Origin of the sequence: Pseudomonas sp. LAMO17WK12:I1 (assembly GCF_900177315.1) — a bacterium.
Taxonomy (GTDB): domain Bacteria; phylum Pseudomonadota; class Gammaproteobacteria; order Pseudomonadales; family Pseudomonadaceae; genus Aquipseudomonas; species Aquipseudomonas marginalis.
Window position 1 is genome coordinate 241,077 of the sequence record NZ_FWZV01000011.1, and the last position, 19,688, is coordinate 260,764.

Annotated in this window: 22 protein-coding genes; 12 read left to right on the plus strand and 10 right to left on the minus strand. The window is 62.2% G+C overall.

All coding sequences use genetic code 11. From position 1 onward, the window contains the following. Positions 1 to 122 precede the first annotated feature (122 nt). From B9N88_RS21835 to B9N88_RS21860, 6 genes are read left to right on the plus strand one after another with little or no spacing between them, the layout of a single operon-like run. The gene (locus B9N88_RS21835; RefSeq protein ID WP_027606094.1) at positions 123 to 1,262 is read left to right on the plus strand and encodes a homoserine O-succinyltransferase MetX; all 1,140 of its coding nucleotides are present in this window, start codon (positions 123 to 125) and stop codon (positions 1,260 to 1,262) included. 7 nt (positions 1,263 to 1,269) lie between these two features. Beyond that, a complete protein-coding gene (metW, locus tag B9N88_RS21840) occupies positions 1,270 to 1,890 on the plus strand; it encodes a methionine biosynthesis protein MetW (RefSeq protein ID WP_017735309.1) in 621 nt (206 codons plus the stop codon). Positions 1,891 to 1,911: 21 nt separating this feature from the next. Further along, entirely contained in the window at positions 1,912 to 2,346 is a 435-nt protein-coding gene (locus B9N88_RS21845; RefSeq protein WP_027606095.1) for a DUF4426 domain-containing protein, read from the plus strand. After that, complete coding sequence (gene rdgB, locus B9N88_RS21850; protein WP_027606096.1) at positions 2,343 to 2,939, plus strand: RdgB/HAM1 family non-canonical purine NTP pyrophosphatase; 597 nt, start codon at positions 2,343 to 2,345, stop codon at positions 2,937 to 2,939. The genes B9N88_RS21845 and rdgB overlap by 4 nt, the downstream gene beginning before the upstream one ends. Then, positions 2,936 to 4,138 carry a radical SAM family heme chaperone HemW gene (gene hemW, locus B9N88_RS21855; protein WP_027606097.1) on the plus strand — a complete coding sequence of 401 codons (1,203 nt, stop codon included), beginning with the start codon at positions 2,936 to 2,938 and terminating at the stop codon, positions 4,136 to 4,138. Before rdgB ends, hemW begins: the two co-directional genes overlap by 4 nt. Before the next feature lie 18 nt (positions 4,139 to 4,156). Then, complete coding sequence (locus B9N88_RS21860) at positions 4,157 to 4,480, plus strand: DUF3392 domain-containing protein (RefSeq protein WP_010207241.1); 324 nt, start codon at positions 4,157 to 4,159, stop codon at positions 4,478 to 4,480. Positions 4,481 to 4,620: 140 nt separating this feature from the next. On the opposite strand, the gene trmB is transcribed toward B9N88_RS21860, so the two are convergent. The 4 genes from trmB to B9N88_RS21880 all read right to left on the minus strand — a co-directional run bounded on the left by trmB (position 4,621) and on the right by B9N88_RS21880 (position 6,863). Beyond that, complete coding sequence (gene trmB / locus B9N88_RS21865; protein ID WP_027606098.1) at positions 4,621 to 5,346, minus strand: tRNA (guanosine(46)-N7)-methyltransferase TrmB; 726 nt, start codon at positions 5,344 to 5,346, stop codon at positions 4,621 to 4,623. A gap of 9 nt (positions 5,347 to 5,355) precedes the next feature. Further along, the gene (locus B9N88_RS21870; RefSeq protein WP_027606099.1) at positions 5,356 to 6,150 is read right to left on the minus strand and encodes a thiazole synthase; all 795 of its coding nucleotides are present in this window, start codon (positions 6,148 to 6,150) and stop codon (positions 5,356 to 5,358) included. Positions 6,151 to 6,210: 60 nt separating this feature from the next. Next, on the minus strand, positions 6,211 to 6,411 hold the full coding sequence (gene thiS, locus B9N88_RS21875; protein ID WP_049711100.1) for a sulfur carrier protein ThiS: 201 nt from the start codon (positions 6,409 to 6,411) through the stop codon (positions 6,211 to 6,213). A gap of 71 nt (positions 6,412 to 6,482) precedes the next feature. Beyond that, on the minus strand, positions 6,483 to 6,863 hold the full coding sequence (locus tag B9N88_RS21880) for a DUF423 domain-containing protein (RefSeq protein WP_027606101.1): 381 nt from the start codon (positions 6,861 to 6,863) through the stop codon (positions 6,483 to 6,485). 74 nt (positions 6,864 to 6,937) lie between these two features. On the opposite strand from B9N88_RS21880, the gene mtgA reads away from it, so the two are divergent. Next, the gene (mtgA, locus tag B9N88_RS21885; RefSeq protein ID WP_027606102.1) at positions 6,938 to 7,660 is read left to right on the plus strand and encodes a monofunctional biosynthetic peptidoglycan transglycosylase; all 723 of its coding nucleotides are present in this window, start codon (positions 6,938 to 6,940) and stop codon (positions 7,658 to 7,660) included. 40 nt (positions 7,661 to 7,700) lie between these two features. Here the strand turns inward: mtgA and rpoH are convergent, their stop codons facing one another. The 4 genes from rpoH to ftsY form a co-directional block, all read right to left on the minus strand. Continuing rightward, positions 7,701 to 8,555 (minus strand): RNA polymerase sigma factor RpoH, encoded by an 855-nt coding sequence (gene rpoH / locus B9N88_RS21890; RefSeq protein ID WP_003176698.1) that lies wholly within the window; start codon positions 8,553 to 8,555, stop codon positions 7,701 to 7,703. Positions 8,556 to 8,684: 129 nt separating this feature from the next. Continuing rightward, entirely contained in the window at positions 8,685 to 9,707 is a 1,023-nt protein-coding gene (ftsX, locus tag B9N88_RS21895) for a permease-like cell division protein FtsX (protein ID WP_027606103.1), read from the minus strand. After that, positions 9,704 to 10,375 (minus strand): cell division ATP-binding protein FtsE, encoded by a 672-nt coding sequence (ftsE, locus tag B9N88_RS21900; protein ID WP_003213784.1) that lies wholly within the window; start codon positions 10,373 to 10,375, stop codon positions 9,704 to 9,706. Before ftsE ends, ftsX begins: the two co-directional genes overlap by 4 nt. Further along, positions 10,372 to 11,751 (minus strand): signal recognition particle-docking protein FtsY, encoded by a 1,380-nt coding sequence (ftsY, locus tag B9N88_RS21905; protein ID WP_027606104.1) that lies wholly within the window; start codon positions 11,749 to 11,751, stop codon positions 10,372 to 10,374. The genes ftsE and ftsY overlap by 4 nt, the downstream gene beginning before the upstream one ends. 232 nt (positions 11,752 to 11,983) lie before the next feature. Between ftsY and B9N88_RS21910 the strand changes: the two genes are divergently transcribed. From B9N88_RS21910 to B9N88_RS21925, 4 genes are all read left to right on the plus strand, one after another. Continuing rightward, on the plus strand, positions 11,984 to 13,339 hold the full coding sequence (locus B9N88_RS21910) for a M16 family metallopeptidase (RefSeq protein WP_027606105.1): 1,356 nt from the start codon (positions 11,984 to 11,986) through the stop codon (positions 13,337 to 13,339). Beyond that, positions 13,332 to 14,822, plus strand: a complete 1,491-nt coding sequence (locus B9N88_RS21915; protein WP_027606106.1) for a M16 family metallopeptidase — start codon at positions 13,332 to 13,334, stop codon at positions 14,820 to 14,822. The genes B9N88_RS21910 and B9N88_RS21915 overlap by 8 nt, the downstream gene beginning before the upstream one ends. Then, a complete protein-coding gene (gene rsmD, locus B9N88_RS21920; RefSeq protein ID WP_027606107.1) occupies positions 14,822 to 15,439 on the plus strand; it encodes a 16S rRNA (guanine(966)-N(2))-methyltransferase RsmD in 618 nt (205 codons plus the stop codon). The genes B9N88_RS21915 and rsmD overlap by 1 nt, the downstream gene beginning before the upstream one ends. A 61-nt stretch (positions 15,440 to 15,500) precedes the next feature. After that, a complete protein-coding gene (locus B9N88_RS21925; RefSeq protein ID WP_027606108.1) occupies positions 15,501 to 16,496 on the plus strand; it encodes a hydrolase in 996 nt (331 codons plus the stop codon). Positions 16,497 to 16,553: 57 nt separating this feature from the next. On the opposite strand, the gene B9N88_RS21930 is transcribed toward B9N88_RS21925, so the two are convergent. Both B9N88_RS21930 and B9N88_RS21935 read right to left on the minus strand, forming a co-directional pair. Continuing rightward, entirely contained in the window at positions 16,554 to 17,408 is an 855-nt protein-coding gene (locus B9N88_RS21930; protein ID WP_027606109.1) for a sulfurtransferase, read from the minus strand. Between the two features lie 33 nt (positions 17,409 to 17,441). Beyond that, the gene (locus B9N88_RS21935; protein ID WP_027606110.1) at positions 17,442 to 18,113 is read right to left on the minus strand and encodes a TetR/AcrR family transcriptional regulator; all 672 of its coding nucleotides are present in this window, start codon (positions 18,111 to 18,113) and stop codon (positions 17,442 to 17,444) included. A 146-nt stretch (positions 18,114 to 18,259) separates the two neighbouring features. Between B9N88_RS21935 and B9N88_RS21940 the strand changes: the two genes are divergently transcribed. After that, positions 18,260 to 19,687 (plus strand): coniferyl aldehyde dehydrogenase, encoded by a 1,428-nt coding sequence (locus tag B9N88_RS21940; protein ID WP_027606111.1) that lies wholly within the window; start codon positions 18,260 to 18,262, stop codon positions 19,685 to 19,687. Position 19,688: the final 1 nt, after the last annotated feature.

Consider the following 19,688-nt stretch of genomic DNA (forward strand, 5'->3'; position numbering starts at 1 on the left):
GCAGAGCAAATGCAGGAGGGGCGGGGCGACGATTCGACTTGCCCCTCCCACATTTGGCCTTTGCTTGCCGCTGGGTGCATCGGTCTTTAGACTTACGCCTCATTTAAACGAGAGCAGGGTCGATGCCAACTGCCTTCCCCCCCGATTCTGTTGGACTGGTCGTGCCCCAAGTGGCGCACTTCAGCGAACCACTGGCCCTGGCCTGTGGTCGTTCGCTGCCTGCCTATGACCTGATTTATGAAACCTACGGCCAACTGAACGCCACGGCGAGCAACGCCGTGCTGATCTGCCACGCCCTCTCCGGCCATCATCACGCCGCTGGCTTCCACAGCGTTGACGAGCGCAAGCCTGGCTGGTGGGACAGTTGCATCGGCCCCGGCAAGCCCATCGACACCAACAAGTTCTTTGTCGTCAGCCTGAACAACCTCGGCGGCTGCAACGGTTCCACCGGCCCCAGCAGCCTCAACCCGGAAACCGGCAGGCCGTTCGGCGCCGACTTCCCGGTACTCACCGTGGAAGACTGGGTGCACAGCCAGGCGCGCCTCGCCGACCTGCTGGGTATCCGACAATGGGCCGCCGTGATCGGCGGCAGCCTGGGCGGCATGCAGGCCCTGCAATGGACCATCACGTATCCGGATCGCGTGCGCCATTGCCTGGCCATCGCCTCGGCACCCAAATTGTCGGCGCAGAACATCGCCTTCAACGAAGTAGCACGCCAGGCCATCCTCACCGACCCCGAGTTCCACGGCGGTTCGTTCCAGGAAGCCGGTGTGATCCCCAAGCGCGGCTTGATGCTGGCGCGAATGGTCGGGCACATCACCTACCTGTCCGATGACTCCATGGGCGAGAAATTCGGCCGTGGCCTCAAGAGCGAAAAGCTCAACTACGACTTCCACAGCGTAGAGTTCCAGGTGGAAAGCTACCTGCGTTATCAGGGCGAGGAGTTCTCCGGGCGTTTCGACGCCAACACCTACCTGCTGATGACCAAGGCCCTGGACTACTTCGACCCGGCAGCCAACCACGACGACGACCTGGCGAAAACCTTCGAGGGCGCCACGGCGAAGTTCTGCGTCATGTCGTTCACCACCGACTGGCGCTTCTCGCCGGCCCGCTCCCGAGAGCTGGTGGATGCGCTGATGGCCGCCAAGAAAGACGTCTGCTACCTGGAGATCGATGCACCGCAAGGCCATGACGCCTTCCTGATTCCGATCCCGCGCTACCTCCAGGCTTTCAGCAACTACATGAACCGCATTACTTTGTGAGAACGCCATGAGAGCCGACCTGGACATCATCCAAGACTGGATCCCCGCCGGCAGCCGCGTGCTCGACCTGGGCTGCGGCGATGGCGAACTGCTGAGCTGGCTGCGCGACAACAAGCAAGTCACCGGCTACGGCCTGGAAAACGACCCGGACAACATCGCCCAGTGCGTGGCCAAGGGCATCAACGTGATCGAGCAGGACCTGGACAAGGGCCTGGGCAACTTCGCCAGCAACAGCTTCGATATCGTGGTGATGACCCAGGCCCTGCAAGCGGTGCACTACCCGGACCGCATCCTCGACGAAATGCTGCGCGTGGGCCGCCAGTGCATCATCACCTTCCCCAACTTCGGGCACTGGCGCTGCCGCTGGTACCTGGCGACCAAGGGCCGCATGCCAGTCTCGGATTTCCTGCCGTACACCTGGTACAACACGCCGAACATCCACTTCTGCACCTTCGAAGACTTCGAAGCCCTGTGTGGCGAGCGTGAAGCCAAGGTGATCAACCGCCTGGCCGTCGATCAACAGCATCGTCACGGCTGGGCAAGCAAGCTATGGCCCAATCTGTTGGGCGAAATTGGTATCTACCGGGTCAGCAGCCCTGGCCTGACGGATCACAAGATTGCCGTCTAATCATTTTCAAGAGGGACGATCATGAGTCGCTTGGCTATTTTTCTACTGACTGCATGCCTGGGCGCCAGCGCCATGGCGGCGGACACTATCGACGCTAATCGCAAGAAAGACTTCGGTGATATCACCGTTCATTACAACACCTTCACCTCCAGCTTCCTGCAGCCGGAAACCGCCCAGAAAGTCGGCGTGGTGCGCAGCAAGGAGAAGGGCTTGATCAATGTGACCGTGATCAAGGGCGTAACCCCGGTGGCAGCGCAGGTGACAGGCACCATCAAGGACCTGGGCGGCAAGAGCGAGATCCTGACGTTCAAGCAAATCGACGAGAAAGGCGGGATCAATTACCTCGCGCCGTACTCCGTGACGCAGCGGGAATACAAGACGTTTACCATCAATGTGGAAACCGGCGGCAAAGCCCATAGCTTCCAATTCAACCAGGAACTGTTTCCGGCGGAATGATGAACCTTACTCAACTCGTATTGGCCAGCCATAACGCCGGCAAGCTCAAAGAACTCCAGGCCATGCTCGGCGAATCCGTGCAGCTGCGCTCGATCGGCGAGTTCAGCCAGGTGGAGCCGGAAGAGACCGGCCTGTCGTTCGTCGAGAACGCCATCCTCAAGGCGCGCAATGCCGCACGGATCTCGGGCCTCCCGGCGCTGGCGGACGACTCTGGCCTGGCGGTGGACTTCCTCGGCGGCGCGCCGGGTATCTACTCGGCGCGTTATGCCGATGGCAAGGGCGACGCGGCCAACAACGCCAAGCTGCTGGACGCACTCAAGGACGTGCCGGACGCGATGCGCGGCGCGCAGTTCGTCTGTGTGCTGGCCTTGGTGCGGCATGCCGATGACCCGCTGCCGATCCTCTGCGAAGGCCTGTGGCACGGGCGCATCCTGCACGCTGCCAGCGGTGAGCACGGTTTTGGCTATGACCCGTTGTTCTGGGTGCCGGAGCGCAATGTCTCCAGCGCCGAATTGAGCCCGGCCGACAAGAACCAGATCAGCCACCGCGCCCGCGCAATGGATTTGCTGCGCCAGCGCCTGGGCTTGAAATGACCCGGAACACCTCCGCGCAGCCGCTGATCCACGGTGGCGCGCAAACACCTCGGGCGGCGCTACCGGTGCTGCCGCCCTTGGCGCTGTACATCCACATCCCGTGGTGCGTGCGCAAATGCCCTTATTGCGACTTCAACTCCCACACCGCCAGCAAGGTGCTGCCGGAAGAAGAGTATGTGGACGCCTTGCTGGCCGACCTCGATCAGGACCTGCACGCGGTGTATGGGCGCGAACTGAGTTCTATCTTCTTCGGCGGCGGCACGCCAAGCCTGTTCAGCGCTGCGGCGCTGGGCCGATTGCTCAAAGGCGTGGAAGCACGCATCCGGTTTGCCGGCGACATCGAAATCACCCTGGAAGCCAACCCCGGCACGTTCGAGCAAGAGAAGTTCGTCGCCTACCGCGCGCTGGGGATCAACCGGCTGTCCATCGGCATCCAGAGCTTCCAGCAGGCAAAGCTTGAGGCCCTGGGCCGCATCCATAACGGCGACGAAGCCGTACGCGCCGCAGGGATGGCGCGCCAGGCCGGGTTCGACAACTTCAACCTGGACCTGATGCACGGCTTGCCCGACCAGTCCCTGGACGATGCCTTGAGCGACCTGCGCCAGGCCATCGCGCTCAAACCCACACACCTGTCCTGGTACCAGTTGACCCTGGAACCCAACACCGTGTTCTGGAACCAGCCGCCCGCGCTGCCGGAAGACGATACCCTGTGGGACATCCAGGAAGCCGGCCAGGCGCTGCTGGCCGAACACGGTTACGCACAATACGAAGTGTCGGCCTACGCCCAGCCCGGGCGCCCGGCGCGACATAACCTCAACTACTGGAGTTTCGGCGACTTTATCGGCATCGGCGCCGGCGCCCACGGCAAGCTCAGCCATCCGGACGGGCGCATTGTGCGCACCTGGAAGACCCGCGCGCCGAAGGACTACCTCAACCCGGCCAAAAGCTTCCAGGCCGGGGCGAAGGAGCTGACCAACGAAGAGTTGCCGTTCGAGTTCCTGATGAACGCCCTGCGCCTCACCGAGGGCGTCGACGCCACGCTCTACGCCGAACGCACCGGCCTCGACCTGGCGAGCCTCGACGAGGCGCGGCGCGAGGCAGAACAAAGTGGCTTAATGCAGGTCGAACCGTCACGCCTGGCGGCCACCGACCGCGGGCAACTCTTTCTCAATGACCTGTTGCAGAAGTTTTTGAGCTGATCGCTCTAAGGAAATCGAATGGATCTGGTACTCGACCTGCTCGCCACCGTATCCCGCTGGAGCCGCAGCAACCTATCGGAAATCTCCCTGGCCCTTGTGGGCTGTTTGCTGGTGCTGTTTGGCGCCGACATCAAGGGCTGGGTCGAAGCACGCCTGGGCAGCGTTGCCGGCGCGTTGCGCGTACCGTTGATGGCCCTGCTGTGCATGATCGGCAGTGGTGCGGCGCTGATCTATGCGACGCCGTGGATTGTGCGTGGCTTGAGCCAGTTCAATAACTACAGCCTGGCGCCGGTGCTGGTGGTGGTGCTGGTGTTGATTGGCGTCGTCGCCGATCGCCGCTGACCTCAAATCCAACACAAAACAACTGTGGGAGGGGGCTTATCCCCGATAGCTGAGGGTCAGTCGACATCAAAGTGACTGATCCACCGCTATCGGGGGCAAGCCCCCTCCCACATTGAATTGCATTTCAAGTCAGTGGCGAGTTACGCCAGCTTCTCGAACTTCAAATCCCAAACCCCATGCCCCAGCCGCTCACCACGCCGCTCGAACTTGGTGATCGGGCGTTCGGCCGGGCGTGGTACGCATTTGCCGTCTTGCGCCAGGTTGCGGTAGCCAGGGGCAACGTCCATCACTTCCAGCATGTATTCGGCATAGGGTTCCCAGTCGGTAGCCATATGCAGGATACCGCCGACTTTCAGCTTGCTGCGCACCAGTTCCGCGAAGGAAGCCTGGACGATGCGGCGCTTGTGGTGACGGCTCTTGTGCCAAGGGTCCGGGAAAAACAGCATCAGGCGGTCGAGGCTGTTGTCGGCGATGCAGCGGTTGAGCACTTCGATCGCGTCGCAGTCATAGACCCGCAGGTTGGTCAGGCCTTGAGTCAGCACGCCATTAAGCAGCGCACCGACACCTGGGCGGTGGACTTCCACACCGATGAAATCCTGTTCCGGCGAGGCTGCGGCCATTTCCAGCAGGGAGTGACCCATGCCGAAACCGATTTCCAGGGAACGCGGGGCCGAACGGCCGAACACCTGGTCATAGTCCACCGGCGCGTCGGCCAGGGGCAGGACGAACAGCGGCGTACCTTGCTCCAGGCCCTTTTGCTGGCCCTCGGTCATGCGGCCGGCGCGCATCACAAAACTCTTGATGCGGCGGTGCTTGGACTCGTCGCCTTCTTCCACAGTGTTCGGCGTTTCGTTTGATTCAGTCATCAATGGCTCTTACTTGATCAGACCATCCAGCGGCGAAGAGGCGCTGGCGTAGAGTTTTTTTGGCATGCGCCCGGCGAGGTAGGCCAGGCGGCCGGCGACGATGGCGTGTTTCATGGCTTCGGCCATCAGCACCGGTTGCTGGGCGTGGGCGATGGCCGAGTTCATCAGCACCGCGTCACAGCCCAGTTCCATGGCGATGGTGGCGTCGGAGGCGGTACCGACACCGGCGTCCACCAAGACCGGGATCTTGGCTTCTTCGAGGATGATCTGCAGGTTGTACGGATTGCAGATACCCAGCCCGGAACCGATCAGGCCGGCCAGCGGCATCACGGCGATACAGCCGATTTCGGCCAGTTGGCGGGCGATGATCGGGTCATCGCTGGTGTAGACCATCACGTCAAAACCTTCCTTGACCAGCGTTTCTGCGGCCTTGAGGGTTTCGATCACGTTGGGGAACAGGGTTTTCTGGTCGGCCAGCACTTCCAGCTTGACCAGGTTGTGGCCGTCGAGCAGTTCACGGGCCAGGCGGCAGGTGCGCACGGCTTCGATGGCGTCGTAGCACCCGGCGGTGTTCGGCAGGAAGGTGTAGCGATCCGGCGACAGCACGTCGAGCAGGTTCGGCTCGCCTTCGATCTGGCCGAGGTTGGTGCGGCGCACGGCGAAGGTCACGATCTCGGCGCCCGAGGCTTCGATGGCCTGGCGGGTTTCTTCCATGTCGCGGTACTTGCCGGTGCCGACCAGCAGACGGGACTGGTAGGTACGACCGGCCAGGACGAAGGGCTTGTCGCTACGAACGATGCTCATGGGAAATCCTCGAAATGGGGTGAGGTTCTGCAGAATCCGGGGCTACATAAAAGCGCGGGACTAGCCGCCGCCGATGGCATGGACCACCTCGACCTGGTCACCCTCGGTGAGCGTGGTCTCGGCGTGCTGGCTACGCGGGACGATATCCAGGTTGAGTTCCACTGCGACGCGACGCCCGGTCAGGTCCAGGCGGGTCAGCAGGGCCGCAACGGTTTCACCGTCGGGCAGTTCAAGGGATTCGCCGTTCAACTGAATGCGCATGCCACGGGCCGCCATCGTTTTTAGGGGCCAGCATTCTAGCTCGATTGGCACCTGAAGGTCAGCTCCAAGCGTCAAGCGGTCAGTTGCATGCGCCAGGCCGCCAGGCCCAGGAAGAACCAACCCAGCAGGAACGCCAACCCGCCGAAGGGCGTGATGATGCCGAGTTTGCTGATCCCCGTGGTGGTCAGCACGTACAGGCTGCCGGAGAACAGCAGGATACCGACGACAAAGGACACGCCCGCCCACGTCACCAGGCGCCCCGGAATATGCGCCCGCAGCAGCGCCACGCCGAACAGCGCCAGGGTGTGCACCAACTGATAAGTCACGCCGGTGTGAAAGATCGCCAGGTACTCGGCGCTGAGGCGGCTTTTCAGGCCATGGGCGGCGAACGCACCGAGGGCGACACCGGTGAAGCCGAAAAAGGCAGCCAGCATCAGAAAGCTACGCAGCATGAGGAACTCCAGTCAGACTCATTGGACAGGGTCTGTATAATGGCCCGCTCAACGGGTTCGGCCAAGCCATCTCTATGCTGCGTGTCCTCTTCAAACGCTTTCTCACCATCGTGAAATGGTTTGCCATTGGCAGTGTTCTGCTGGTGCTGCTGTTCCGTGTCGTCCCGCCGCCCTTCACCGCGCTGATGGTGGAACGCAAGGTCGAATCCTGGTTCGACGGCGAACCCATTGACCTGCAACGCACCTGGGTGCCGTGGGACGAGATCTCCGACGACCTGAAAGTGGCGGTGATGGCCGGTGAAGACCAGCGCTTCCCGCAGCACTGGGGCTTTGATTTCGGCGCGATCCAGGCGGCGCTCCTGCACAACGAGCGCGGCGGTTCGATCCGGGGCGCGAGCACGCTGAGCCAGCAGGTGTCGAAAAACCTGTTCCTGTGGGCGGGTCGCAGTTATTTGCGCAAAGGCCTGGAAGCCTGGTTTACCGGGCTGATCGAGGTGTTCTGGCCCAAGCAGCGGATTCTTGAGGTGTACCTCAACAGCGTGGAATGGGATGAAGGCGTGTTTGGCGCGGAAGCGGCGGCGCGACATCACTTTGGGGTGAGTGCCAAGGGGTTGTCCCGGCAGCAGGCCAGCTACCTGGCGGCGGTGTTGCCTAATCCACGGGTATGGAGTGCCAGCCATCCGACCGCGTATGTGGCGCGGCGGGCAGCCTGGATTCGCCAGCAGATGAGCCAGCTGGGCGGAGAGGGTTACCTGGTGGAACTGAACAATTCCCGCAAAGCACCTTGGTCCGACTGACACAAACAAATGTGGGAGGGGCTTATCCCCTCCCACATGTTCAGGCGGCGATCGACAACTTCAGCTTGTTCATCGCGCTTTTCTCAAGCTGACGAATGCGCTCGGCCGACACGTTGTACTTCTGCGCCAGGTCGTGCAGCGTGGCTTTTTCTTCCGCCAGCCAGCGCTGGTAGAGGATGTCACGGCTGCGGTCGTCCAGCACTTCCAGCGCTTCGTGCAGGTTGTGGTTGGAGTTGTCGCTCCAGTCGGCGTCTTCCAGTTGACGCGCCGGGTCGTACCGGTGGTCTTCCAGGTAGTTGGCCGGCGATTGGAAAGCACTGTCGTCGTCCGCTTCGGCGGCCGGGTCGAAGGCCATGTCATGGCCGGTCAGGCGGCTTTCCATCTCGCGCACTTCACGGGGCTCCACGCCGAGGCTTTCGGCCACGCGGTGGACTTCCTCGTTGTTCAGCCACGCCAGGCGTTTTTTCTGGCTGCGCAGGTTGAAGAACAGCTTGCGTTGGGCCTTGGTGGTCGCGACTTTCACGATGCGCCAGTTGCGCAGGATGAACTCGTGGATTTCCGCCTTGATCCAGTGCACGGCAAACGACACCAGGCGCACGCCCATCTCAGGGTTGAAGCGCTTTACAGCCTTCATCAGGCCGACGTTGCCTTCCTGGATCAGGTCAGCCTGGGCCAGGCCGTAGCCGCTATAGCTACGGGCGATATGTACGACAAAACGCAGGTGGGCGAGCACCATCTGCCGAGCCGCCCCCAAATCCTGCTCATAGTAGAGACTCTCGGCCAGTTCACGCTCCTGCTCGGGCGTCAGCAATGGAATGCTGTTGACCGTGTGCACATAGGCTTCCAGGTTCGCACCCGGGACCAAGGCATAAGCAGGTTGCAAAGAAGTGGTCATACGAAAAAACCTCCGACTCACATAACTCGTGCAGTTCAGCACTGCGAAAATTGACCGGGAACCGTAGGACAAGTTCCCTAAACCACTGATACGGTCAATACAAACGAAACCACATTACCCTGACATTAACTACTTCGGTGCCAGCTCGCGTAAATGCCGTGCGACCGCAATCCAGGCACCGATATAACCCAACAATACCGCGCCAAGCAAGAGCGACAGACCATCGGCAACCGGCACCCCGGCCAGGGCAAAATCGCTGCCGTACAAGCCGGCAAGCCCGACAACCGCGTCGTTCAGCCAGTTCAGGCCGAACGCCAGCACGCCCCAGGACAAAATCCCCGCACCCAGGCCATAAAGCGCGCCCATGTACAGAAAAGGCCGACGCACATAGCTGTCCGTGCCGCCGACCAGTTTAATCACTTCTATCTCGGTGCGACGGTTTTCAATATGAAGACGAATGGTATTACCTATCACCAAAAGTAATGCAGACACCAACAACACCGTCAGGCCGAACACAAAGCGGTCGCCCAGCTTGAGGATCGCCGCCAGGCGCTCCACCCAGACTAGATCAAGTTGCGCCTGTTGCACCTTCGGCATCTCTGCGAGTTTTTGTCGCAGGGCTTCAAGGCCCGTCTTGTCGACTTCATTCGGCGTCACCAGCACCACGCCCGGCAACGGGTTCTGCGGCAGCTCTTTCAACGCCTCGCCCAGGCCGGACTGCTGCTGGAACTCCTCGAGTGCCTGGTCGCGGCTGACGTACTCGGCGTCCGCGACGCCCGGCATGTTCTTGATATCGTCCCGTAGTGCTTCGCCTTCCTTGGTGCTGGCATCCAGGTTCAGGTACAGGGAAATCTGTGCCGCACGCTGCCAGGAACCGCCCAGGCGCTCGACATTACTAAGCAGCAACGACAAGCCCATCGGCAGGCTCAGGGCCACGGCCATCACCAGGCAGGTAAAAAAGCTGCCGATCGGCTGCTTGCCCAGGCGACGCAGGCTGTCCAGCAGGCTGGCGCGATGGCTTTCGATCCAGGCGCGCAGCAGGGTGCTGAAGTCCGGGCCGTCATCGTCGTCGTGTTTTTTCTTTTTCGGCTGCGGGTCGGCCGGTTTCGGCGCCACGCGCTCGGAAACCTTGGGGCTACGTGTTGCACTCATACGCCAGCCTCCCCGTCACCGATCAGGCGACCGCGTTGCAGGGTCAGCATGCGATGGCGCATGCGGGCGATCAGCGCCAGGTCATGGCTGGCGATCAGTACGCTGGTGCCCAGACGGTTGATATCCTCGAATACGCCCATGATCTCGGCCGCCAGGCGCGGGTCGAGGTTACCGGTGGGTTCGTCCGCCAGCAGCAAGGCCGGGCGGTGGACGATGGCGCGGGCAATGCCGACGCGCTGTTGCTGGCCGGTGGACAGGTCGCCGGGGTAGAGGTCGGTCTTGTCCGACAGCGCCACGCGCTCCAGGGCCGAATCCACGCGCTTGACGATTTCGGCCTTGGACAGCCCAAGAATCTGCAACGGCAGGGCAATGTTGTTGAACACCGTGCGATCGAACAGCAACTGGTGGTTCTGGAACACCACGCCGATCTGGCGGCGCAGGAACGGGATCTGCGCATTGCTGATGGTAGCCAGGTCCTGGCCCGCCAGCAGCAACTTGCCCGTGGTCGGGCGTTCCATGGCCAGCAGCAGGCGCAACAGCGTACTTTTGCCGGCCCCCGAGTGACCGGTGACAAACAAGAACTCGCCGCGGCGCACTCGAAAGCTCAGCTCATGCAAGCCCACATGCCCGTTGGCATAGCGTTTACCGACCTGTTCGAATCGAATCATGAACGCTCCCGCTCGGCAAACAGTGCCTGGACAAAGGGTTCGGCTTCAAAGGTGCGCAGGTCGTCGATGCCTTCACCGACGCCGATATAACGAATCGGCAACCCGAACTGCTTGGCCAGGGCGAAGATCACGCCACCTTTGGCCGTGCCGTCGAGCTTAGTCAAGGCCAGGCCGGTCAGCTGGACCGTCTGGTTGAATTGCTTGGCCTGGCTGATGGCGTTCTGCCCGGTACCGGCGTCCAGCACCAGCAGCACTTCGTGCGGGGCGTCTGCGTCGAGCTTGCCGATCACGCGGCGGACTTTCTTCAGCTCTTCCATCAGGTTGTCTTTGGTGTGCAGGCGACCGGCGGTATCCGCGATCAGCACGTCGATGTTACGGGCCTTGGCGGCTTGCACGGCGTCGAAGATCACCGAGGCGGAATCGGCACCGGTGTGCTGGGCGATGACCGGGATCTTGTTGCGCTCACCCCAGACCTGCAATTGCTCGACGGCAGCGGCGCGGAAGGTGTCGCCGGCGGCGAGCATGACTTTCTTGCCTTCCGACTGCAGCTTCTTGGCCAGTTTGCCGATGGTGGTGGTCTTGCCGGCGCCGTTGACACCCACGACCAGGATCACGAACGGCTTGTTCGGGGTGATCACCAGCGGCGCCTCAACGGGCTTGAGCATCGCAGCCAGTTCGGCCTGCAAGGATTTGTAGAGGGCGTCGGCATCGGTCAACTGCTTGCGCGCGACCTTCTGGGTCAAGCTCTGGATGATCACGGCGGTGGCTTCGACGCCCACGTCGGCGGTCAGCAGGCGGGTTTCGATGTCTTCCAGCAGCTCATCGTCGATGACTTTCTTGCCGAGGAACAGGCTGGCCATGCCTTCGCCGATGCTGGCGCTGGTCTTGCTCAGGCCTTGCTTGAGGCGGGCGAAGAAGCCGGTCTTGCTGGTTTCGGTGGAGGCGACGGGCGCTTCGACGACGGCGGGAGCGGCAACCACTGGCTCGACGAGCGCGGGCACGGGGGCGGGAGCTTCGACAACGACCGGCTGTGGCTCAACGGTCACCGGAATCGGCGGCACCACATGCTCGGCCTGCACATCTTCAACCAGCGCCACAGGCTCTTCGGGCACCGGCAGCTCAGGCCACGGCTTGTGTTCGGGCTCAGGCTCCACCTCGGCCACCGGCTGCAACACCGGCTCAGCCATCGGCAACACCACCGGCGCCGGCGCTTCGGCAACGGGCTCGGCTTCTACTATAGGCTCGGGGATCGGCTCAGCTTGAACCTGTGGCTGTTCAGCGACGGTTTCCTGCGGCTTTTTGCGCAGCCATCCGAACAGGCCTTTCTTCTCGCCAGCCGCAGCTGGGGTCTTCTTGTCGTCGTTGGAACCAAACATGGAGACGGCTATCTCAAGGTAGCGACGCGCCAAGGGGCACATCGGTAAATAAAATTCGATGCGTAACAGACTGTTTTTTAGCCAGCTCGTTCATGCGCAACATTTTGTAAGGCCTAAATAGGGCCTTAACAAGACAGCCATAGTGGCCGTCCCTAGGTCGGATCAGTATCCTAGCACCTCCTCGCCCGCCGACGCTAAGACCAAGCGGGCAGCCCAACAGGTTTAAAAACGAATGAATGCTCTAGCCCGCCACGCCGCAGGCCTGCTGTTCAGCACAGTTTGTCTGCCCCTTTCAGCCTTGGCTGCCGACCCACAACCCACCCATGAATTCACCCTGGATAACGGCCTCAAGGTGGTCGTGCGCGAAGACCATCGCGCGCCGGTGGTGGTTTCCCAGGTCTGGTACAAGGTCGGTTCGAGCTACGAAACCCCGGGCCAGACCGGTTTGTCCCACGCTCTGGAGCACATGATGTTCAAGGGCAGCGCCAAGGTCGGCCCCGGCGAAGCCTCGCTGATCCTGCGTGACCTGGGCGCCGAAGAAAACGCCTTCACCAGCGATGACTACACCGCCTACTACCAGGTGCTGGCCCGTGACCGCCTGGGCGTTGCCTTTGAGCTGGAAGCCGACCGCATGGCCAGCCTGCGCCTGCCGGCCGACGAGTTCAGCCGCGAAATCGAGGTAATCAAGGAAGAACGCCGCCTGCGCACCGACGACAACCCGATGTCCAAGGCCTTCGAGCGCTTCAAGGCGATGGCCTTCCCGGCCAGCGGCTATCACACCCCGACCATCGGCTGGATGGCCGACCTCGACCGCATGAAGGTCGAGGAGCTGCGCCACTGGTACCAGTCCTGGTATGTACCGAACAACGCCACGTTGGTGGTGGTCGGCGACGTCACCCCGGACGAGGTAAAAAACCTGGCCCAGCGCTACTTCGGCCCGATCCCCAAGCGTGACGTACCGCCCGCCAAGGTTCCGATGGAGCTGGCCGAGCCCGGCGAGCGCCTGCTGACCATGCATGTGCAGACCCAATTGCCGAGCGTGATCCTGGGCTTCAACGTACCTGGCCTGGCCACCGCCGAAGACAAGCGTTCGGTCCAGGCCCTGCGCCTGATCTCGGCCCTGCTGGACGGCGGCTACAGTGCACGGATCTCCGAGCAACTGGAGCGTGGCGAAGAGCTGGTATCCGCCGCGTCCACCAACTACGACGCCTACACCCGGGGCGACAGCCTGTTCACCCTCTCGGCCACCCCGAACCAGCAGAAGAAAAAGACCGTTGCCCAAGCCGAAGCCGGCCTGTGGCGCCTGCTGGAAGAGTTGAAGGCCAAGCCACCGACCGCCGAAGAACTGGAACGCATCCGTGCCCAGGTCATTGCCGGCCTGGTGTACCAACGCGATTCCATCACCAGCCAGGCCACGGCCATCGGCTCCCTGGAAACCGTGGGCCTGTCCTGGAAACTCATGGACACCGAACTGGCCGACCTGCAAAGCGTGACCCCGGAAGATATCCAGAAGGCCGCGCGCACCTATTTCACCCGCGAACGTCTGAGCGTCGCCCATGTTTTGCCTGAGGAGACCGCTCATGAGTGATCGCAAAAGCAGCCGCCTGATCCTGCCGGGCCTGATCGTCGTCACGTTGATCGCGGCGAGCGCCGTGTACTTCCTGCGCCCGAGTGACTCCGTCGCCAGCCAGGCATTGGACAAGGCTCAATCGACCAACAAACTGCAATCCCTGGCGGAACTGGACGGCAAGGCGCCGACCAACCGCAAGCTCGACGTGCAAACCTGGACCACCGCCGAAGGCGCCAAGGTGCTGTTCGTCGAAGCCCATGAGTTGCCGATGTTCGACATGCGCATCCTGTTCGCCGCCGGCAGCAGCCAGGACGGCAACGTGCCGGGCCTGGCGCTGATGACCAACGCCATGCTCAACGAAGGCGTACCGGGCAAGGATGTGAGCCAGATTGCCAGTGGTTTTGAAGGCCTGGGCGCCGACTTTGGCAATGGCGCTTATCGCGATATGGCGCTGGTGTCCCTGCGCAGCCTCAGCGACAGCGCTAAACGCGACGCCGCCCTGGCGCTGTTTGACGAGGTGATCGGCAAGCCGACCTTCCCCGCCGACTCCCTGGCGCGGATCAAGAACCAGATCCTCGCCGGCTTTGAATACCAGAAGCAGAATCCCGGTAAGCTGGCGAGCCTGGAGCTGTTCAAGCGCCTGTACGGCGATCACCCCTATGCTCACCCGAGTGAAGGCACGCCGCAAAGCGTTCCGAAGATTACCCTCGCGCAGTTGCAGGCGTTCCACGCCAAGGCTTATGCGGCGGGTAATGCGGTGATTGCCGTGGTCGGCGACTTGACCCGCGCCGAAGCCGAAGCGATGACCGCCAAAGTGTCGGCCGCGCTGCCCAAGGGCCCGGCCATGGCGAAGATCGCCCAGCCGACCGAGCCCAAGGCCGGCCTGAGCCATATCGAGTTCCCGTCCAAACAGACTCACCTGCTGTTCGCCCAATTGGGCATCGACCGCGCCGACCCGGACTACGCAGCCCTGTCCCTGGGCAACCAGATTCTCGGCGGCGGCGGCTTCGGAACCCGCTTGATGAGCGAAGTGCGCGAGAAACGTGGCCTGACCTATGGGGTGTATTCCGGTTTCTCGCCGATGCAAGTGCGTGGCCCGTTCATGATCAACCTGCAGACCCGCGCCGAAATGAGCGGCGGCACCCTGCGCTTGGTCGAAGACGTGCTCGCCGACTACCTCAAGACCGGCCCGACGCAAAAGGAACTGGATGACGCCAAGCGCGAGCTGGCCGGCAGCTTCCCGCTGTCCACCGCAAGCAACGCCGATATCGTCGGACAGCTGGGCGCCATGGGTTTCTACAACCTGCCGCTGAGCTATCTGGAAGATTTCATGAAACAATCCCAGGCCCTGACCGTAGAGCAGGTCAAGGCTGCCTTGAACAAACACTTGAGCGCCGACAAGATGGTCATCGTGACCGCCGGCCCAACGACTGCGCAAAAGCCACTACCGCCCCCCACTGATAAACCTGCCGAGCAGCCGCTCGGGGTTCCGGAGCATTAATGGCCAGTTCATCTCGCCCGAAAAAACCTGTCCACAACGTGCATAACGGTGTGGGCCAACTGCGCATCATTGGCGGCGAATGGGGCAGCCGCAAGCTGAGCTTCCCCGACGTCGTGGGCCTGCGCCCGACGCCGGATCGCGTACGTGAAACCCTGTTCAACTGGCTGGCGCCGTACATTGCCGGCGCCAAGGTGCTGGACCCATTCGCCGGCAGTGGCGCGCTGTTCCTGGAGGCGCTGTCCCGTGGCGCAGCCCAGGCCCAGGCGCTGGATGCCAGCAATGTCGCGGTGTCCAGCCTCAAGGAACACCTGGGCACCCTGCGCTGCACCAATGGCCAGGTGCAGACCGCCGACGCCCTGCGCTACCTGGAAACCCAGGCGCCCAGTGCCTACGACGTGGTGTTCCTCGACCCACCGTTCAACCAGAACCTGTTGCCGACCGTGTGCGCCTTGCTCGAAGAGCGCCAATGGCTGGCACCGGATGCGTGGATCTACACTGAAAGCGAGACCGCGCCGTCTACCCTGGGCTTGCCGGGCGCCTGGCGCCTGCACCGGGAGCAGAAATCCGGTCGTGTGTATTACGCGCTGTGGCATCGATTGGTCGAAAGCGTCGCTTAAAATCTGTGGTGAGCAAGCCTGCTCACCACAGACAGTGAGTCAGCTCAAAACTGAGAGTGTCATGACACCGTCCTCCGACCAGTTCACCCCCGCCTTCGGCCTCGGCAACCCTCACCTGCAAACCCTGTGGGGGCCGCTGTGGCGGCCGACTACCCATATCGAACGCCAACGCGAACGCCTGTGGCTGGAAGACGGCGACTTTCTCGACCTCGACTGGCATGGCCCCCATGACGCGCAGGCGCCGTTGGTGCTGGTGCTGCACGGGCTGACCGGCTCATCCAATTCCCCCTATGTGGCCGGCCTGCAAAAAGTCCTCGGCGCCCAAGGCTGGGCCAGTGCGGCCTTGAACTGGCGCGGCTGTTCGGGCGAGCCCAACCTGCTGGCGCGCAGCTATCACTCAGGCGCCAGCGAAGACCTCGCCGCCGCGATTGCGCACCTGCGCGCCAAGCGGCCGTTGGCGCCGCTGTATGCGGTGGGTTATTCGCTGGGGGGCAATGTGCTGCTCAAGCACCTGGGGGAAACCGGCGAGGCGTCCGGGCTGCAAGGCGCAGCGGCGGTGTCGGTGCCATTTCGCCTGGATCAGTGTGCAGACCGGATCGGGATAGGTTTCTCGCGGATTTATCAAAAGCACTTCATGGGTGAAATGCTCGCGTATATCCGCGTCAAACAACGCCGTTTTTTACAGGATGGCCGCGCGGACGGGCTGAAAACCCTGGAAGCGCTTGGCTCGCTGGAGAAGATGCGCACCTTCTGGGACTTCGACGGCCGGGTCACCGCGCCGCTGCATGGGTTCTTGAGTGCCGAGGACTATTACCGTCGCGCGTCGAGTCGCTACTACCTGGGCGCGATCCGCACGCCGACGTTGATAATCCAGGCTGCCGACGACCCGTTCGTATTCGCCCACAGCTTGCCCGAGGCCAGTGAGCTGTCGGCGTGCACCGAATTTGAGCTGACGGCCAAGGGCGGGCACGTGGGCTTCGTCGATGGCTCGCTGAAACGCCCAGGCTACTACCTGGAGCGGCGCATCCCACAATGGTTATTGGCACGACACGGTTAAACATGTGGGAGGGATAAGCCCCTCTCATATTAGGATTGGGTTTACACGGCCGGGAACTCAGTCACCCGTAGCGATTTTCCGCGTCGGATCGGTAATCCACTCGCTCCACGACCCCGCATACAACTTGCCCAACGGGTAACCCGCCAGGCTCAGGGCGAACAGGTTGTGGCAGGCCGTCACGCCCGAACCGCAATACGCCACCAGTTCCTCCGGCGAGCGCCCCTGCAACTGCGCGGCGAAGCGCTGCTTGAGTTGCTCGGCCGGGAGGAAACGCCCGTCACTGCCCAGGTTTTCGTTGAACGCCGCACATTGCGCACCGGGGATATGCCCGGCAATCGGATCAATGGGCTCAACTTCACCGCGAAAGCGCGGTTGGGCGCGGGCATCGATCAGGGTCAGGCCGGGTTGGCCCAGGCGTTTTTGCAGGTGTTCGGCATCCAGCAGCAGGTGATTGTCCGGCGCGCCATCGAAAGTCCCACGCTCGGTTACCGGCGCGTCCAGGCTCAACGGGAAACCCGCGGCATGCCAGGCCTTGAGGCCGCCGTCCAGGATAAACACACCGTCACGCTTGCCCAGCCAGGCCAGCAGCCACCAGGCACGAGCCGCATAGGCGCCAGGGCCGTCGTCATACAGCACGATATCGGTGTCAGCATGGATGCCCCATGTCCGCAGTTGCTCGGCGAAGGTGCCCGCCGCCGGTAACGGGTGACGACCGGTCACACCTTTGATCACCGGCCCGCTGAGATGGCGCTCCAGGTCGGCATATTGCGCACCCTCGATATGCCCTTCGGCGTAGCTGCAACGCCCGTAATCCGGGTCTTCCAGGGCAAAACGGCAATCCAGGATCACCAGCCCCGCCGACGTCTGGCGCTCGGCCAATTGCTGGGGGCTGATCAGTTGGGCAAGCGGCATGATGGACTCCTGTGAACAGATTCGGGAAAGGTCCTACTTCACGTCTTCCAGTGCCTGGTTCAACGGCACGTAAAACTCTTTGAACAGTGCATCCACCGCTTCTTTCGCCTGGGGCGTAACGAAACCCGCCTCCAGCACCAGCACCTGATACACACCGCGCTTGATGGCTTCGGCACTCAGGTGGGCGGAGTTTTCATTGGTGGTGCACAGGAAACGCACCCAGGAGGTGAGGATGATCCAGGCATTGAGGGTCAGGGCTTCGGTTTGCACCGGGTCCATGTTCAGGATGCCTGCATCGACAAACCCCTGGTAGATGGCGCCGCCCTGGATCAGGCAACGCTGGGAAAAACGCCGATAGCCGGTGGCCAGCTCCGGGTCGCTCTCCAGCAGGTGTTCAAGGTCGCGGTGCAGAAAACGGTAGCGCCACATGCCGGCCAGTACGGCCTGGAGATAAAAGCGCTTGTCCTCCACGACCATTGCACGCCCCTGGGGCGGACGCAGGAAACTGTCCACCAACGCTTCATATTCGCGAAACAGCACGGAGATGATCGCTTGCTTGTTGGGGAAGTGGTAGTACAGGTTGCCCGGCGAAATTTCCATATGGGCGGCGATATGGTTGGTGCTGATACTGCGCTCGCCCTGCTGGTTAAAAAGCTCCAGGCTGGTTTGCACAATACGCTCGCTGGTCTTTACTCGTGGTGCCATAGGGGAATCAGCTTCTGTACACGTGATAGGGCATCTTACGGCCTATCCTTGCCAGGATAAATCTGCATGTTGCTGCAATGTCATTTGACAATTTAGAGCAATGACTCTAAAAATCCACGCAGACCAATAACAATCGGTGCTGCGCCATGTCTGCCAACGTTGCCTACCTGCAAGATGCCCAGGCGCTGGATCAACTCCAGGACCTGTTCGACGCCCAACGCCGCGCCTACGCCGCCAACCCGATGCCGCCAGCTGCACAGCGCCAACAGTGGCTGAAGGCCTTGCGGGATGTGCTCAGTGACGAGCGCCAGGCACTGATCCATGCGATCAGCCAGGATTTCAGCCAGCGCAGCGCCGACGAAACCCTGTTCGCCGAACTGATGCCCAGCCTGCATGGCATTCACTACGCCAGCAAACACCTAAAAGGCTGGATGAAACCTTCCCGCCGCGCTGTAGGCCTGGCCTTCCAACCTGCGTCAGCCAAAGTCATTTACCAACCCCTGGGCGTGGTCGGCGTGATCGTGCCGTGGAACTACCCGCTGTACCTGGCCATCGGCCCACTGGTCGGTGCGTTGGCCGCAGGCAACCGGGTGATGCTCAAGCTCAGCGAATCCACGCCCGCTACCGGCGAACTGCTCAAGGCGTTACTGGCGAGGATTTTCCCCGAGGACCTGGTGTGCGTGGTGCTCGGAGAGGCCGAGGTGGGCATGGCGTTTTCCAAGCTGCGCTTCGATCACCTGCTGTTTACCGGCGCGACCAGTATTGGCAAGCACGTGATGCGCGCCGCTGCCGAACACCTCACGCCGGTCACCCTGGAACTGGGCGGCAAGTCGCCGGCCATTGTCTCCGCCGACGTACCGCTCAAGGACGCCGCCGAACGCATCGCCTTCGGTAAAGCCTTGAACGCCGGGCAAACCTGCGTGGCCCCGGACTACGTGCTGGTGCCGGAGGACCGCGTGGAGGGTTTCGTCGAGGCCTACAGCAAGGCGGTTCGCGGGTTTTATCCGACGCTGGCCGACAACCCGGACTACACCGCCATCATCAATGAGCGTCAATTGGCCCGGCTCAATGCCTACGTCAAGGACGCCACCGACAAGGGCGCCACCCTGATCCCGCTGTACGACCAGGGCCAGGCACGGCGCATGGCCCATAGCCTGCTGCTGAATGTCAGCGATGACATGACCGTGATGCAGGACGAAATCTTCGGCCCGGTGCTGCCGATCGTGCCTTATCGCGGCATCGACCAAGCCTTTGCCTACATCAACCAGCGCCCTCGCCCGCTGGCCCTGTATTACTTCGGCTACAACAAGCGCGAGCAGGACCGGGTCCTCCACGAGACCCATTCCGGCGGTGTCTGCCTGAACGACACCCTCCTGCACGTGGCCCAGGACGACATGCCCTTTGGCGGCATCGGCCCCTCGGGCATGGGCCACTACCACGGCCATGAAGGGTTCCTGACGTTCAGCAAGGCCAAGGGTGTGCTGGTGAAACAGCGCCTGAACGCGGCGAAATTGATCTACCCGCCCTACGGCAAATCGATCCAGAAACTGATCCAGAAGCTGTTTGTCCGCTGAC

Bases quoted from the DNA above. Each gene is read 5' to 3' on its own strand.
- B9N88_RS21940 (WP_027606111.1), top strand. From the start codon at position 18,260: ATGTCTGCCAACGTTGCCTACCTGCAAGATGCCCAGGCGCTGGATCAA.
- hemW (WP_027606097.1), top strand. From the start codon at position 2,936: ATGACCCGGAACACCTCCGCGCAGCCGCTGATCCACGGTGGCGCGCAA.
- B9N88_RS21870 (WP_027606099.1), bottom strand. From the start codon at position 6,150: ATGAGCATCGTTCGTAGCGACAAGCCCTTCGTCCTGGCCGGTCGTACC.
- trmB (WP_027606098.1), bottom strand. From the start codon at position 5,346: ATGACTGAATCAAACGAAACGCCGAACACTGTGGAAGAAGGCGACGAG.
- B9N88_RS21880 (WP_027606101.1), bottom strand. From the start codon at position 6,863: ATGCTGCGTAGCTTTCTGATGCTGGCTGCCTTTTTCGGCTTCACCGGT.
- thiS (WP_049711100.1), bottom strand. From the start codon at position 6,411: ATGCGCATTCAGTTGAACGGCGAATCCCTTGAACTGCCCGACGGTGAA.
- mtgA (WP_027606102.1), top strand. From the start codon at position 6,938: ATGCTGCGTGTCCTCTTCAAACGCTTTCTCACCATCGTGAAATGGTTT.
- rpoH (WP_003176698.1), bottom strand. From the start codon at position 8,555: ATGACCACTTCTTTGCAACCTGCTTATGCCTTGGTCCCGGGTGCGAAC.
- ftsE (WP_003213784.1), bottom strand. From the start codon at position 10,375: ATGATTCGATTCGAACAGGTCGGTAAACGCTATGCCAACGGGCATGTG.
- ftsY (WP_027606104.1), bottom strand. From the start codon at position 11,751: ATGTTTGGTTCCAACGACGACAAGAAGACCCCAGCTGCGGCTGGCGAG.
- rsmD (WP_027606107.1), top strand. From the start codon at position 14,822: ATGGCCAGTTCATCTCGCCCGAAAAAACCTGTCCACAACGTGCATAAC.
- B9N88_RS21915 (WP_027606106.1), top strand. From the start codon at position 13,332: ATGAGTGATCGCAAAAGCAGCCGCCTGATCCTGCCGGGCCTGATCGTC.
- B9N88_RS21860 (WP_010207241.1), top strand. From the start codon at position 4,157: ATGGATCTGGTACTCGACCTGCTCGCCACCGTATCCCGCTGGAGCCGC.
- B9N88_RS21910 (WP_027606105.1), top strand. From the start codon at position 11,984: ATGAATGCTCTAGCCCGCCACGCCGCAGGCCTGCTGTTCAGCACAGTT.
- ftsX (WP_027606103.1), bottom strand. From the start codon at position 9,707: ATGAGTGCAACACGTAGCCCCAAGGTTTCCGAGCGCGTGGCGCCGAAA.
- B9N88_RS21835 (WP_027606094.1), top strand. From the start codon at position 123: ATGCCAACTGCCTTCCCCCCCGATTCTGTTGGACTGGTCGTGCCCCAA.
- B9N88_RS21930 (WP_027606109.1), bottom strand. From the start codon at position 17,408: ATGCCGCTTGCCCAACTGATCAGCCCCCAGCAATTGGCCGAGCGCCAG.
- rdgB (WP_027606096.1), top strand. From the start codon at position 2,343: ATGATGAACCTTACTCAACTCGTATTGGCCAGCCATAACGCCGGCAAG.
- B9N88_RS21925 (WP_027606108.1), top strand. From the start codon at position 15,501: ATGACACCGTCCTCCGACCAGTTCACCCCCGCCTTCGGCCTCGGCAAC.
- metW (WP_017735309.1), top strand. From the start codon at position 1,270: ATGAGAGCCGACCTGGACATCATCCAAGACTGGATCCCCGCCGGCAGC.
- B9N88_RS21845 (WP_027606095.1), top strand. From the start codon at position 1,912: ATGAGTCGCTTGGCTATTTTTCTACTGACTGCATGCCTGGGCGCCAGC.
- B9N88_RS21935 (WP_027606110.1), bottom strand. From the start codon at position 18,113: ATGGCACCACGAGTAAAGACCAGCGAGCGTATTGTGCAAACCAGCCTG.